This window comes from Variovorax sp. RA8 (assembly GCF_901827175.1).
Classification (GTDB): Bacteria; Pseudomonadota; Gammaproteobacteria; order Burkholderiales; family Burkholderiaceae_C; genus Variovorax.
In genome coordinates this window covers 96,605-111,469 of sequence record NZ_LR594663.1, presented here as the reverse complement: position 1 = coordinate 111,469, position 14,865 = coordinate 96,605, and the positions used below count along the sequence as shown (strand labels likewise).

11 protein-coding genes are annotated in these 14,865 nt (G+C 69.4%); 1 reads left to right on the top strand and 10 read right to left on the bottom strand.

Translation table 11 applies throughout. The annotated features are described in order from the left end of the window. Window positions 1-457 precede the first annotated feature (457 nt). Complete coding sequence (locus E5P3_RS31525; protein WP_162590045.1) at window positions 458-781, bottom strand: YciI family protein; 324 nt, start codon at window positions 779-781, stop codon at window positions 458-460. An 18-nt stretch (window positions 782-799) separates the two neighbouring features. Further along, a complete protein-coding gene (locus tag E5P3_RS31520) occupies window positions 800-4,300 on the bottom strand; it encodes an indolepyruvate ferredoxin oxidoreductase family protein (RefSeq protein ID WP_162590044.1) in 3,501 nt (1,166 codons plus the stop codon). A 165-nt stretch (window positions 4,301-4,465) separates the two neighbouring features. Here E5P3_RS31520 and E5P3_RS31515 point away from each other — a divergent pair, with 165 nt between their 5' ends. Then, a complete protein-coding gene (locus E5P3_RS31515; protein ID WP_162590271.1) occupies window positions 4,466-4,912 on the top strand; it encodes an Lrp/AsnC family transcriptional regulator in 447 nt (148 codons plus the stop codon). 22 nt (window positions 4,913-4,934) lie between these two features. Here E5P3_RS31515 and E5P3_RS31510 read toward each other — a convergent pair whose 3' ends face one another. The 8 genes from E5P3_RS31510 to E5P3_RS31475 all read right to left on the bottom strand — a co-directional run bounded on the left by E5P3_RS31510 (window position 4,935) and on the right by E5P3_RS31475 (window position 14,776). Beyond that, window positions 4,935-6,344, bottom strand: a complete 1,410-nt coding sequence (locus E5P3_RS31510; protein WP_162590043.1) for an FAD-binding oxidoreductase — start codon at window positions 6,342-6,344, stop codon at window positions 4,935-4,937. A gap of 12 nt (window positions 6,345-6,356) precedes the next feature. After that, entirely contained in the window at window positions 6,357-7,163 is an 807-nt protein-coding gene (locus E5P3_RS31505; protein ID WP_162590042.1) for an ABC transporter ATP-binding protein, read from the bottom strand. Then, entirely contained in the window at window positions 7,160-8,962 is a 1,803-nt protein-coding gene (locus E5P3_RS31500) for a branched-chain amino acid ABC transporter ATP-binding protein/permease (RefSeq protein WP_162590041.1), read from the bottom strand. The genes E5P3_RS31505 and E5P3_RS31500 overlap by 4 nt, the downstream gene beginning before the upstream one ends. After that, window positions 8,959-9,996: a branched-chain amino acid ABC transporter permease gene (locus tag E5P3_RS31495; RefSeq protein ID WP_162590040.1), complete on the bottom strand. Its 1,038-nt coding sequence runs from the start codon at window positions 9,994-9,996 to the stop codon at window positions 8,959-8,961. The genes E5P3_RS31500 and E5P3_RS31495 overlap by 4 nt, the downstream gene beginning before the upstream one ends. 25 nt (window positions 9,997-10,021) lie before the next feature. Then, complete coding sequence (locus E5P3_RS31490) at window positions 10,022-11,188, bottom strand: ABC transporter substrate-binding protein (RefSeq protein ID WP_232073556.1); 1,167 nt, start codon at window positions 11,186-11,188, stop codon at window positions 10,022-10,024. A 55-nt stretch (window positions 11,189-11,243) separates the two neighbouring features. Beyond that, window positions 11,244-12,263 (bottom strand): 2Fe-2S iron-sulfur cluster binding domain-containing protein, encoded by a 1,020-nt coding sequence (locus E5P3_RS31485; RefSeq protein ID WP_162590038.1) that lies wholly within the window; start codon window positions 12,261-12,263, stop codon window positions 11,244-11,246. 13 nt (window positions 12,264-12,276) lie between these two features. Continuing rightward, the gene (locus E5P3_RS31480; RefSeq protein WP_162590270.1) at window positions 12,277-13,296 is read right to left on the bottom strand and encodes a hypothetical protein; all 1,020 of its coding nucleotides are present in this window, start codon (window positions 13,294-13,296) and stop codon (window positions 12,277-12,279) included. 115 nt (window positions 13,297-13,411) lie between these two features. After that, window positions 13,412-14,776, bottom strand: coding sequence for a phenylacetate--CoA ligase family protein (locus E5P3_RS31475; RefSeq protein ID WP_162590037.1), 1,365 nt, complete (start codon window positions 14,774-14,776; stop codon window positions 13,412-13,414). Between the last annotated feature and the right edge of the window lie 89 nt (window positions 14,777-14,865).

Below are 14,865 nucleotides of genomic sequence, written 5' to 3'. Positions count from 1 at the left end.
TGCTCCGTTGTGTTGTCCTTCTAGACTCGAAATCCCTTGACGAGGGAGAGCTCGAATGACGTACTTCACCGGAATCGATGTGTCGCTGCGATCTGGCAGTCGGACTTCGTAGCCCTGGTTCCAAAACGGCTGGTGAGCGACCGTGCCGACAAACTCCGATTCCTCGATCCCCCGTTCCCGGTTGAAGGATTCGCAGTGGGAATGGTGTGGCACGAACGCACTCACGCCCACAGTGCTCAACGGTGGATAAGGGAGGCTTTCGTGTCGATCATCGACGGCTGGCAAGCGAAGGCGGAATTGCCTTGCCACTAGCACGTGTGCGCGCTGCCCGCGCGGCCATCCTGCGCCGGACTTCTCACTTCGAATGGCCGCTTCCGGCCCATGACCAACATGCCCTCCTATGGTGGTCGCTGCCGCGCGCCTTGCCGGAACACACCCGCGAACCCGAACGCATGTTTTAGGTAGTCATGGCCTCGTGCCGGAGCTGATGCAGAAAGCCTTCGTGCGGCTGCGGCAGATAGCGCGTGAAAAGCGTCTTTCTCACTTCCATGAAGAGGCCGGCGCGCGTGTAGGGCTCGGCAGCGAGGAATGCGTCGGCCTGCGACAGGTCGTCGGTGGCGAGAAGAAGGAACATGCCGACCAGTTGCCCATCACGCATGGATGGCCCTCCGATCACCACCTGTTCCTTGTTGGCGATCATGTAATCCAGGTGCGTGACGCGAATCCGCAAACGGTCCTGCACGCCCCCCGGCCGATACAGGCATTCCAAGGCGACGGGCATGGTGCGGCCTTCTCTCTTTCAGGCGGATCTCAGTTCGGGGAGCCTGGCCGGACCAGCCGTGGACTCGTGCCGCGCGAGCAGTACGCCCAAAGCACTGCGGTACTCGCCAATGGTGCGCGCCTTGACGTGACCATAGCCTCGAACCTTCTCGGCCAATGAGGCGATGGCCACGGCGCTGCCGATCCGCTCCCGCGTCAGCCCACCGAGCAAACGACCCACCAACGCCTCGTACTCCACGACCAGGCGGCGCTCTTCGCGCCGTTCCGCGAGGTAGCCGAACGGGTCGAGGACAGTTCCCCTGAGACCGCGCATCGAGGCGAGCCCCTTGAACAACGGCAGCATCCACGCGCCGAAGCTGCGCTTGAGCGCCTGGCCATCGGCGCCGCGCTTCTCGAAGATCGGCGGGGCCAAGTGAAACTGCAGCCGGAAGTCGCCCTCGAACTGGCTGCGCAGGCCCTCCAGGAACTCGGGCCGCGCATGCAGCCGCGCGACTTCGTACTCGTCCTTGTACGCCATCAGCTTGAAGAGCGAACGCGCCACCGCCTCCGCGAGCCGCGGGCGCCGGGCGTCGGGCGCGCATCGGCGCTCGGCGGCCTCCACGCGGCGCACGGTGTCGAGGTAGCGCTGCGCGTAGGCGGCATCCTGGTAGTCGGTGAGAAAGCGGGCGCGCTCCTCGACCAGCTTCTCGAACGACAGCGGCAGGTTCAGGCTGACGACCGTGCGGGTGTCGCCCGTCAGCGTCTGCCGCCATTGCGGATCGGCGGCGATGAGGCGGCCCGCGGCGAACGCCTGCTTGTTGGCGGTCGCTGCCACCCCGTTGAGCTCGATCGCGCGCATCAGCGCTGCCAGGCTCACCGGCACGCCGCCCTGCTGCCAGGCGTGGCCCAGCATGAGCATGTTGGCGCCGATGGCATCGCCGAGCAGGGCCTTGGCAGCGGCATGCGCATCGATGCGATCGACCTGCGCGGCGCCCGCGGCGGCCTCGATCTTCTCAAGCAGTGCGTCCTCCCGATAGGGCAGGTCGGGCTGCCGCGTGAACTCGGCCAGCGTCTGCAGATGCGTGTTGGCGACCACCCGCGTGCGGCCCTCGCCGATGACGCCCAGCACGTCGGGCAGCACGCCCACCACCAGGTCGGCAACGATCAAGGTCCGCGCGGTGCCGGGCAGCAGGCGAACGGCATGCAGCTGCTCCGGCGCGTCGGCCAGGCGCACATGGCTCACCACGGAGCCGCCCTTCTGCGCGAGCGCGGTGAAGTCGAGCACCGACACGCCCTTGCTCTCGAGATGCGCTGCCATCGCGATCAGCGCACCGAGCGTGATGACGCCGGTGCCGCCGACGCCCGCGATCATCAGGTCGAAGGGCTGCGCCAGCGACGGCACGGCCGGCAGCGGCAGCGCCGCGGCCAGCGCCTCGAGGTCCTTCGCGGACGCCGCCGCGGCGCCCTTGCGCAGGCTGCCGCCGAGCACGCTCACGAAACTGGGGCAGAAGCCCTCGACGCAGGAATAGTCCTTGTTGCAGCTCGACTGGTCGATCTGCCGCTTGCGGCCGAAGGAAGTCTCGAGCGGCGCGACCGACAGGCAGTTCGACTTCGTCCCGCAATCGCCACAGCCCTCGCAGACCGCCGCGTTGATGAACACTCGCCGGGGCGGGTCGGGATAGCTCTTGCGCTTGCGCCGGCGACGCTTCTCGGCGGCGCAGGTCTGGTCGTAGACCAGCACAGTGACACCCGCGATCTCGCGCAGCTCGCGCTGCACCGTGTCGAGCTCGCGCCGGTGGCGCACCTGCACACCGGCGTCGAGTGCGACGCCGCGGTAGCGCTGCGGCTCGTCGGTCACCACCACCACCTTCTTCGCGCCTTCGCTCGCGACCTGGGTGCAGATCTGCGGCACGCTGGTCTGCCCATCGACCGGCTGGCCGCCGGTCATGGCCACCGCGTCGTTGAAGAGGATCTTGTAGGTGATGTTGGCGCCGCCCGCGATCGACTGCCGGATCGCGAGGTAGCCCGAATGGAAGTAGGTGCCTTCGCCCATGTTCTGGAACACGTGCGGGACACTGGTGAAGGCGCTGCGGCCGAGCCAGTCGGCGCCCTCGCCGCCCATCTGCGTGAGGCCCGCCGTGCCGCGGTCCATCCAGCTGGCCATGTAATGGCAGCCGACGCCGGCTAGCGCCTGGCTGCCCTCCGGCACCTGCGTCGAGCTGTTGTGCGGGCAGCCAGAGCAAAAGTAGGGAAGCCGGCGCATGCCGTCGGCTTCATTGGACAAGACAGGCCGGGCGACGAAGCGTGCCGCATCGATGCGCGCAGCCAGGGGATGGCCGATCGACTGCAGCCACGCATGCAGCGCCGCTGCCACGCCGCCGGGCGACAACTGCCCGGTCCACGCCAGCAACGGACGGCCATCGAGGTCATGCTTGCCGCAGACGCTGGGACGCGCCGGCCGGTTGAACACCAGGTCCTTGAGTTGCTGCTCGACGACCGAGGCCTTTTCCTCGATCACGAGCGCGTGGTCCAGTCCCTCGCAGAAACGATCTGCGCCCTCGGCATCGAGCGGAAAGACCAGGCCGGGCTTGTACAGGCGCAGGCCGAGCCGGGGCAAATCGGTTTCGCCGATGCCGCAGCGCTGCAGCACCTCCATCAGGTCATGGAAGGACTTGCCCACGGCAGCGATGCCGGCCTTCGCACCGGGGGCCGCCACCACCATCCGGTCGAGCGGGTTGCCGCGCGCGAAAGCCTTGAAAGCCTCGAGCTTCGCGGCGAGCCGCAATTCGACGGCCGGCGTGAGGAAGTCGCTGGTGCGGTATTCGAGCGACGAGGTGTCGGGCAGGCCGGGGCGATCCAGCACCGCGGGCGGCGCGACATCGACCGAGCGTGCGCTCTCGACCGTCTCCGAGATCGCCTTGAACGCGACCCAGGTACCGGCATGGCGAGACGCGGCCCAGCCCCACAGGCCGAAGGACTCGTACTCATCGACCGATGCCGGATGGACGATGGGAATGCCCCAGCCCATGAGCGACAGGTCGCTGGCGTTCGGGATCGACGACGAAGTGGCCGCATGGTCGTCGCCCACCACCATCAGCACGCCGCCGCGGCGCGAGGTGCCGGCCGCGTTGCCATGGCGGATCGCATCGCCGGCGCGGTCCACGCCGGGTCCTTTTCCGTACCACATGGCGAACACGCCATCGACCTTGCGCTCGGGGTCGAGGCCGACCTGCTGCGTCCCCATCACCGCGGTCGCCGCGAGGTCCTCGTTGATCCCCGGCAGGAAGTGGATGCCGTGCTCGGCGAGCCCGGACTTGGCACGCCACAGCTCAGTATCGACACCCGCGAGCGGCGAGCCGCGGTAGCCACTCACGTAGCCGGCCGTCTTCCAGCCGCGGGCCTGGTCCTCCTGGCGCTGGCGAAACAGCAGCCGCACCAGGGCCTGGGTACCGGTGAGGAACACGCGGCCCTGGCGCGCGGTGCGGTTGTCCGAGAGCCGGTAGCCTGTCTCCAGCGCGGGCGCTGCTTCTTGTGTCTGCATGGTTTCGATCCATCCATCGAGGGGAAAACAATATTAATCCGTCCGGACAGCATATATAATTGCGATTCGTGCGGCGTTGGCGACAACCCGGCATGTTTCATTCCGGAGGCCGCCCCTTTGGCAAAGACTGATTCGAGCCCCCTGTCCGACCTGCCCACGCGCCGGATGCTCGACCTGCTGCAGGCCGACGGCCGCATGACGGTCCAGGCCCTCGCCGAGGACGTGGGCCTGTCGTCGGCACCCTGCTGGCGACGGCTGCGCGACCTGGAAGACAGCGGCATCATCCGCCGCTACGTGGCGCTGGTCGACCGCAACAAGGTCGGCCTGCACGGCTGCATGTTCACGCAGATCAGCCTGGAGCGGCATTCGGAATCGGTGGTCGAGGCCTTCGAGCGCGCGGTGCAGGCCACGCCGGAGATCCTCGAATGCTGGGTCACCACCGGCGACAGCGACTACATCCTCAAGATCGTGGTGCCCGACTCGCTGGCCTTCGACCGGTTCCTGCACCGCTTCATGCTCAAGCTCGAAGGCATCCGCCAGATGAAGACCTCGGTCGCGCTGCGCGAGGTGAAGAACGACACCCGCCTGGACCTGAGCCGCGTGCCGCTGTAGCAGGCCGTGCCGCATCGGAGACTCAAGCCGAACCGGTGCGCAGCACCTTGCCCGGATTCATGATGCCGCGCGGATCCAGCGCCTGCTTGATCGCGTTCATCACCCGCATCGAGGCACCGCGCTCCAGTTCGAGGAAATCGAGCTTGCCGTAGCCGATGCCGTGCTCGCCGGTGCAGGTGCCCTGCATCTCGATGGCACGGCGCATCAGCCGCGCGTTGAGCGCCTCGGCGCGCGCCATCTCGTCGGCATCCTGCGGATCGACCACCACGCAGAGGTGGAAGTTGCCGTCGCCCACATGCCCGCACATCGGCGCGGTGAGCCCCAGTTCCTCGACGTCGGCACGCGCCGCCATCACTGCCTCGCCGAGCCGCGAGATCGGCACGCAGGCATCGGTCGGCATGCCCTGGCAGCCGGGCCGCAACGCGAGCGCGGCCCACCACACGTCGTGGCGCGCCTGCCAGAGCCGGGTGCGCTCCTCGGGCGTGTTCGCCCACGCAAAGCCCACGCCGCCATGGTCGAGCGAGATCTCCTCGGCCACCCGCACCTGCTGCGCCACGCTCTCGGGCGCGCCGTGGAATTCGAGGAACAGCGTGGGCACGGCCGGCAGGTCGAGCCTGGCGTAGCGGTTGCATGCATCGACCTGTTGCGCATCGAGGAACTCGATGCGGCCCACCGGCATGCCGGTCTGCATGATCCCGGTGACCGCATCGATCGCCGAGCGCAGGTCGGCGAAGCCGCAGCGCGCGGCCGCGATGTGCTCGGGCAGCGGATGCAGCCTGAGGCCCACCTCGGTGACGATGCCCAGCGTGCCTTCGGCGCCGGTGAACAGGTGCGTGAGGTCGTAGCCCGCGGCCGACTTGCGGGCCCGCCCGCCGGTGCGGACGATCTCGCCGTCGGGCAGCACCACTTCGAGCGACATCACGTTCTCGCGCATCGTGCCGTAGCGCACGGCGTTGGTGCCGGAAGCGCGCGTCGACACCATGCCGCCGAGCGAGGCATCGGCCCCGGGGTCGATGGGAAAGTGCAGCCCGGTGCCGTGCAGCGCCGCGTTGAGCTGCTTGCGCGTCACGCCCGCCTGCACGCGGCAGTCGAAGTCGGCCTCGTGGATCTCGAGCACCGCATTCATGCGCGACAGGTCGATGCAGACGCCGCCATGCAGCGCGGCGATGCCGCCTTCGCACGACGTGCCGGTGCCGAAGGGGATCATCGGCACCGAGGCCGCATGGCACAGCCGCGCGACGGCGGCCACCTCCCCGGTCGATTCGGCGAACACCACCGCATCGGGCGCATGGAGCGGATGGAAGGACACGTCCTTGCCGTGCTGCTCGCGTACCGCCCTGCCGGTCGCGCAGCGCTCGCCGAAGCGTTCGCGCAGTTCCCGCACGACGGCCGCCACCGCGGCCTCGCGGGCAACAAAAGGTTGTTCTTGCATGGGGTGGCTCCTTCAGGCGGCCCGCTTGGCGGGCATCGCCGTCGCGAGCAGGGACGGCGGGGACGCGATGGCTTGGCCGGCTTGCCCGGTCCTGGCTGACGGCCCAGCCGGCCGCCCCAGATAGCTGTCCTCGACCCGTGCGTCACGCGCCACCTCGCAGGCCGGGCCATGCAGGCTGACGCGCCCCATTTCCAGGACATAGGCATGGTCGGCCACCTCGAAGGCGGCGCGCGCATTCTGCTCGACCAGCAGGATGGCCACGCCCTGCTGCTGCAACCGGCGCACGATGCCGAAGATGTCGCGCACCACCAGAGGCGCCAGCCCCAGGCTGGGCTCGTCGAGCAGCAGGATGCGCGGACGGGCCATGAGCGCGCGGCCAAGGGCGAGCATCTGCCGCTCGCCGCCCGAGAGGGTGTGCGCCTGCTGCGCGCGGCGTTCGCCGAGCCGCGGGAAAAGGCCGATCACGCGGTCCATCTCGGCCGCGATGGCGCGGCGGCCGGCGCGGCGCCAGCAGAAGGCGCCGAGCTCAAGGTTGTCGGCCACGCTCATGGTGCCGAACAGGTCGCGCTGCTCCGGCACCAGCGCCAGGCCCATGGCCACGCGGCGCTCGGGCGAGACGAAGCGCAGGTCGGTGCCGTCGAGCGTGACCTCGCCGGTCATCGGCAGGCGGCCCATCAGCGCGGCCAGCAAGGTCGACTTGCCGGCCCCGTTGGGGCCGACCACGGTGACGATGCCGGAGGACGGCACCGCGATGTCCACTTCGTGCAGCGCGGGAACGCGGCCGTGGAAGGCGCACAACGCGCGGGCCTGCAGCGTCATGCGGCACCTCCGAGGTAGGCCTGCTGCACCCGCGGGTCGTCGCGCACCGCCTGCGCCTCGCCCTCGGCGATCTTCTGGCCGAACTGCATCACGACCAGGCGGTCGGCGATGTCCATGATGAACTCCATGTCGTGGTCCACGATGAGCACGGTGACGCCCTCGCCGCGCAGTTGCTTCAGCAGCGCCGCCAGGGTCTGCTTTTCCTTGTGCCGCAGGCCGGCCGCCGGTTCGTCGAGCAGCAGCATTTGCGGGCGGGCGCACAGGGCGCGCGCGATCTCCAGGACGCGCTGCTTGCCCAGCGGCAGGCTCGCGGCCGGCGAGCCCGCCAGTTCCGCCAGGCCGCAGCGGCGCAGCTGCGCCATGGCCATCGCCTCGATCGCGGCCTCCTCGCGCCGGTCGAGCCGAAGCATGGCGCGCAGCCAGCCATGGCGCCCGAGCAGGTGGCAGCCGAGCGCCGCGTTGTCCAGCACGTTCATGTCGCCCACCAGCTTCACGTGCTGGAAGGTGCGCGCCACGCCGCGCGCAGCGACCTGCCGCGCGCCCAGCGCGTCGATGCGCTGCCCTCGCAGCGAGATCGCACCGCTGCTGGCGGGAAGCAGGCCGGTGATCAGGTTGAAGAGCGTGCTCTTGCCCGCGCCGTTGGGCCCGAGCAGCGCGACGATCTCGCCGGCACGCACCTCGAACGACACGCGGTCCACCGCCACGAGCCCGCCGAAGCGCTTCTCGGCGGCGTCCACGCGCAGCAGCACCTCCCCTGCGGCGTCGCGAACACGCGCCTGCGGTGCGACGAGCGCAAGCGGGTCGCCCTCCTTGCCGGCGGGCTTCGCGGCCGCACCGGCGCCCGCGCCGCGCGTGCCTCTCGCGAAGCGCGCCAGCAGCGGCCACAGCCCCGCGTTCGCACGCGCCAGGATCACCAGCATCAGCACGCCGAACACCGCCATCTCGAAGTTGCCCGAGCGCCCGAGCAGTGCCGGCAGCACGTCCTGCAGCAGCTGCTTGAGCACCACCACCACACCCGCGCCCGCCAGCGCGCCCCACAGCGCACCCACGCCGCCCATCACCGCCATGAAGAGGTATTCGATGCTCATCTGCAGCCCGAATGGCGTCGGATTCAGGAAGCGCTGCATGTAGACATAGAGCCAGCCCGCCATGCCGGCCAGGCCCGCGGCGGTGCAGAACACCGCGACCTTGAGGCGGAAGGCATGCGCGCCGAAGGCCTCGGGCAGGTCGGCGCCCGCGCGCAACGCCCGCACCGCGCGGCCCACGCGCGAATCGAGCAGGTTGCGCACCAGCCAGAAGGCCAGCGCAAAGCCCGCGGCGATGAGGCAGAACATCGATCGCTCGGAGGCGAAATCCAAACCGAGCAGCGTCAGCGCGGGAATGCCGGGCAGCCCGTTGAAGCCGCCCAGCGGCTCGATGATGCCGAGGCCGTAGTAGACGACCACGCCCCAGGCCAGCGTGGCCAGCGAGAGGTAGTGGCCACCCATAGAGAGCGTGAGCGCCCCAATACCCGCGGCCGCGAGCGTGGCGAGCGACACGCCCGCCAGCAGCGTGAGCCAGCCGGGCACGCCATGCGCCACCGCGAGGTAGCCGGCCGCATAGGCGCCGATGCCGACGAAGGCCGCCTGCCCGAAGGAGATCAGGCCCGCGAAGCCGGTCATCAGCGTCAGTCCCAGCGCCACGGTGGCATAGAGCAGCACGAAGCTCGCGAGCGTGACGTAGTAACTCGACGCGAACAGCGCCACCGCGGCCGCCGTCGCCACGGCTGCCGCGGGGAGCATCCAGGCCCGGCGTCTCATTGCGCCTCCTTCGAATGCGGATCGGACAGCGAGCGCCACAGCAACAGCGGCACGATCAAGGCAAACACGATGATCTCCTTGGCGGCGCTGGCGCCGTAGGACGAGAAGGCTTCGAGCAGCCCGACCACGAGCGAGCCGGCCGCCGCGAGGAAATAGCCCGAGAGGCCGCCCACGATCGCGCCGACGAAGCCCTTGAGCGCGAGCAGGAAGCCGGAGTCGTAGTAGATGGTGGTGAAGGGCCCGATCAGCACGCCCGAGACGGCACCGATGAAGGCGGCGATGGTCAGTGCCAGCTCGCCGGAATGGTCCGGCGAGATGCCGACCAGCCGCGCGCCGTCGCGGCACACCGCGGTGGCGCGCAGCGCCTTGCCGCTCAGCGTGTGGCCGAAAAAGGCGAAGAAGACGCAGACCAGCCCCGCGCTCGCCGCCACCACCGCCAGCGTCTGCGGCGCGATAGGCAGGCCCCCGAGCAGGCCGGCCGGCAGCTCGAAGCCCGGCAGGCGCGAGCCCTCCGGCCCGAACACGTAGAGCCCGAGCGCGACCAGCACGAAGTGCAACGCGATCGCCGCCACCAGCAGCACCAGCGGGGCTGCGTTGCCCATCGGGCGGAACACCGTGCGGTAGATCAGCGGCCCCATCGCCGTGACCAGGACCACGGCCGCGGCGGTCTGCATCCAGGCCGGCGACTGCACGCCGACGCCGAACCAGGCGAAAGCACAGGCCGCCAGCGGCGCCGCGCCGAGCAGCAGCAGCCGCGCGCCGAGCCCGGCGAGGCTGCGCTGGCGCACCCGCTCGGCGATTTCCATGCCGCAGGCCAGCAGCGCGGCCGCCGCGACCGCTGCCGCCAGCCCGGGCGCATGCCCCTGCTGGAAGGCCGCGATGGTCAGCACGCTGCAGCTGACGAATTCGCCCTGCGGGACGAACACGATGCGCGTGACGGTGAAGACCATCACGAGCGCCAGGGCCAGCAGCACGTAAACCGCGCCGCTCGCCAGGCCGTCCTGCAGCAGCAGGCCGAAGATCTGCATGTCCATGATCTGCCTCGGTCCGCGCGGCGCGTCAGGGAATGTATTTCCAGCTGCCCTTCTCGATGCGCACCATCACCCGGCTGCGCTGGTCCAGGCCAATGTGGTCCTTGGGCCCGAGGCTGTAGACGCCGTTGGTGGCGTGCAGGTCCTGCGTCGATTCGATCGCATCGCGCAGCGCCTTGCGGAACTCGGGCGTGCCGGGCTTCGCGCCCTTGAGCGCGCGCGGCGCGGCATCCTGCAGGATCAGCGCGGCATCCCAGAGGTAGGCCGCGAAGGTCGAACGGTTGCCCGCATTGGGCAGCGCCTCGTACTTCCGGATGAATTCGAGCGAAGGCTTCTTCGCGGGATGGCCGTCGGGCAGCTGCTCGGCCACCAGCACCGGCCCGGCAGGCACGAAGGTGCCCTCGAGCTTGGCGCCGCCGACGCGCAGGAAGTCATTGTTGGCCACGCCGTGCGTCTGGTAGACCTTGCCGCGGTAGCCGCGATCGAAGAGCGTGGCCTGCGGCAGCACGGCCGGCGTACCGGAGGCCGCGATGAACACCGCGTCGGGCTGCGACGCCAGCAGCTTGAGCACCTGCCCGGTGACCGAGGCGTCGGTGCGCGTGTAGCGCTCGTTGGCGACGAGCTGGATCTTCCGCAGCTCCGCGAGCTTGCTGAACTCGCGCCACCAGCCTTCGCCGTAGGCGTCGTTGAAGCCGATGAAGGCGACCTTCCTCACGCCGTTGTCCGACATGTGCTTCACGATGGCGGTGGCCATGTGGGTGTCGCTCTGCGGCGTCTTGAAGGCCCACCTGCGGCGGTCGTCCACGGGGTCGACGACGGCGCCCGAACCGGCGAGGCTGATCATCGGCGTGCCGCTTTCCACCAGCACGTCGAGCACCGCGAGCGAGTTCGGCGTCAGGCTCGGGCCGATCAGCAGGTCGATCGCCGATTCGGAGATCAGCTTGCGCACGTTCTTGACGGTGGTCGAGGTGTCGGACGCGTCGTCGAGCAGGATGTAGTTGACCTTCTCGCCGCCCACGGTGGTGGGCAGCACCGCCACCGTTCGCTGCTGGGTCACGCCCACCGAGGCGGCCGGGCCGGTGGCCGACACGACCACGCCCACGTTGATGTCGGCCAATGCCGGCCGAAGCGCGGCGAGCCACAGCGCCGCACCGAGGGCGGCGGCCCGAAGAAAGGTCTTTCCGGTCTGAGTCATGCTTGTCTCCATTTGTGGTTTCGTTCGTTCGTGCCAGGAAAAATCGAGATCGCCCTTATGTCTGCGCCACCGGCGTGAAGCTATCTGCCGAGATGGCGGACTGCGCCATGCCCAGCGAGACGCAGACGTCCGAGCAGGCGGCGACGAAGCCGGGCGAGCCCCCGATCACCGCGCGGGCGCCGGCCAGGGACGCATGGTTCTCGCGCAGCCACGAGGGCGCGTACTGCTGCTTCGGGCAGAAGCGGCTGCGCGACTCGGTCACCAGCAGGTCGTAGCGGAAGTTCGGGTACGTGCGGGCCAAGCCGGCGAGGCGGTCCATCAGCATCAGTTCGCCGTCGTCGCGCACCGAGAACAGCAGGTGCATCGCGCTGGCGTCGCCGCGGGCCAGCGCGTCTTCCATGATCGAGAGCACCGGCGCCAGGCCGGTGCCGCCCGCGAGGCCGAGCACCGGACCTTCGCCTTCGGGCAGGCGGCAGGTGCCGTAGGGGCCCGACACGCCCACCATGTCGCCCGGCTGCAGCAGGTCGTGGACGTGGCCGCTGGCCGCGCCGCCCGGATGGCGCGCCACCAGCAGCTCGATCAGGCCGCTGCGCGCCGGCATCGTCGCCAGGCTGTAGCGGCGGTGCGGCGAAAGCCCGGGCAGCGCGAGCTCCACGTAGGCACCCGCCTGTGCAACGAAGCCGACCGCATCGGGTGCCTGCACCACCACGCGCCGCACCCGTGGCGTGAGCGGCGTGTTGCACAGCACGCGCGCCTCGAAGCTGCAGACCGCGGAGCCTTCGCCGCCCGGGATGGGCTGCACGGTGGACAGGCGCACCTCGGCGCTCATCGGTCGCGCCTGGCACATCAGGCAATAGCCCTCGGCCATCTCCTGGTCGGAGATGGCGAGGCCCAGCGACCACCCGTTGTCCACCGCTCCCTGCATGACCCGTGCCTTGCACATGCCGCAAGAGGCGCCGCGGCACTGGTGCGGCAGCACCACGCCTTGCGACAGCGCGGCGTCGAGGATGATCTCGCCCTCCGGCACCACGAAGGTGACCGCGTCGTTGACCACGATCGTCCGGCTGTTGTTCATGGAGCTCATGCAGCTAGAAGATCGGGATGACCTTCTCGGGGTCGAACACCACCTCCTTGCCCTCGATGCCGACCTCGGGAAGCGCGGGAAACTCGATGCCGTAGGGATCGAGGTTGGCCTTCATGCGTAGCACGGCGGTCTTCCAGTTGGCCTTGCGCTCGTCGAGCGTGAGGATGCCGAGGCCGGCGCTGCGCGCGACCTCGTCGATGTGGCGCTGCGCGGGAATGAAGGTGGAGGGCAGCTTCCAGAACTGCTCGGGCGGCTCGTACAGGATGCCCGAGAGGAACACGAAGCCCGCGCGCAGCTGGATGCTGATCATCTGCTTGTCGTCCTCGGTCAGCACCGGCAGCAGCTTCTGCAGCACCGCCAGGCAGATGCCGAGGTGGCGGCCCTCGTCCTGGCCGATGCGCTTGAAGGCCTCCTTGAAGACTGGGATCGTGGTGCGCTGGTACATGCCGTGGAACAGCGTGCTCGAGGCGACCTCGCCGAACAGGAAGGAGGTGAAGAGGATCGCGAGCGGGTACTTGTCGACGCCGTTTTTGAAGCCGTTCCAGTAGCGCGCGCCGTTGTAGTAGAGCCACTCGATGTTGTTGCGCGCGAGCCGGCCGAGCGGCGTCTCGGGCTCGTAGCCCAGCGGGCCGCCGGGGGTGAGGCGCTTGATGGCTCGGCCGCAGACCTCCTCGTGGTTCATCTCGTCGCGCACGACCGAGAAGAAGCACTTGCGCACCGGGTCTTCCTCCTTGCTCTCGTAGGTGTGGATCATGGCCCGCGCGAACACCGAGGGGCCCGAGCCGTCGAAGACCGCGAGCAGCGAGAACCAGTAGGCCATGGCATAGCGCTGGTCGAGGCTGTAGTCCTCCACGCGCAGGGTGTCCCAGGCCAGGGTGTGCGGCGACCAGCCCGGGTCGCGCGCGGCATCGTAGATGTCGTAGAGCTTGGGCGTCTCCACGTGCCACTCGAGCGGGAAGATGTTCTGCGCGTCGATGCCGGGGGCCGACTCGATCTCGCTCAGCAGGGTCTGCGGATCGGGCATGGCCAGCACCCGCTCGGGCGGCGAGGACAGCTGGCGCGCGAGCGCGGCCGTGACGTCCGCCGTTGCGGCCCCATCCTTGGAAGCGCGGAATTTGTTCATCGGGCATCTCTCCTTTTCAGGGTGTTGGGTTGAGTGTTTCTTTGGATCGCCGCAGCACCCGCGTGGCCTTGGCTTCGTAGCGTGGCAGGGTGCCGTCCTCGTGGCAGCGGACCTCGCACGACAGGCCCAGCCGGGCCTTGAGACGCGAGCGGACTTCGCGCGCCAGGTCGTCGCTCGCGCAGGCCGAACCCGCGACGCGCTCGATCGCCACCTCCATGTGGTCGAGCCCGCTGCGCTCGTTGTCGATGTAGATCTGCCAGGCGTCCTTGGCCAGCCCTTCCACGCCGGCGATCACGTCCTCGATCTGCGAGGGATAGACCAGCACGCCGCGCACCTTGAGCATGTCGTCGGAGCGGCCGATGATGCGGCCGATGCGCGCGAAGGCATGGCGTCCGCAGGCGCAGCGATATGGATGGGCGGAGCGGCGCACCAGGTCGCGGGTGCGCCAGCGCAGCACCGGCGAGGCCTCCTTGTCGAGCGTGGTGATGACGATCTCGCCCACTTCGCCCGGCGCCACCGGCCGCAGGGTCTGCGGCTCGAGAACCTCGGTGAGCACGCTGTCGTCGTTGACCAGGTGCATCTCGTCCTCGCCATGCGAATGCGGGCACGAGATGCCGAGCACCGGTCCGCCGGCCTCGGTGGTGCCGTAGATGTTGTGCGCCATGAAGCCCTCGGGCATCAGCGCCTCCATCTCGTTGCGGAAGGTGGCCGACACCGACTGGCCGCCGAAGATGCCCAGGCGCAGCGCCCAGTCGCGGCGCGGATCGATGCCCGCCTTGCGCGCCTGCTGGATCAGCGTCATGAGCCATAGCGGCGACATCGTCGTGACCGTGTGGCGATGGTCCTTGAGCCACTGGACCATGAGCTCGCCGCGCCCCGGACCGACGGGGAAGTTCACTGCGCCGTAGGCCTTGAGCGCCTCGTCCATCGAGCTGCCGCCGACCCAAAGCCCGTAGCCGTAGCCTTGGTAGACCCGGTCGCCCGGGCGCACGCCGACCGTGCGATAGATGCGCGCGAGCTGCCGAACCAGCGTGTGCTCCCAGTCCTTCAGCGTGAAGCCGAACAGCACCGGAAGACCCGTGGTCCCCGAGGTCGCGCAGAAGCGCACGACCTGCTCCAGCGGCACCGTCAGCAGCGGGTAGGGATAGAGGTTGCGCAGGTGGCTCTTCTCCAGGAGCGGAAGGGCGGCGAGCGACGCACGATCCTTCAGGTCGAGCGGCGACGCGCCGGCGGCGGCAAAGTGCGCCTGCCATTGCGGCGAATGGGCGAGCCGGCGGCCGAGCGCCGCGAGCTTGGCGTCCTGGCGCGCCTGGAGTTCGTCGAGCGAGAGGAAGTCGTCGCGGTCGTCGGCCGCGGGCCGGGGATTACGGGACTCGGTCATGGGGTGTCTCCCTGTTGTCGCTGTCGCACAGGCGCCGGACAGGTATGTCGAGCGTGAGGTGCACGCCGGTCCTGGAGCGGCTGAAAGCT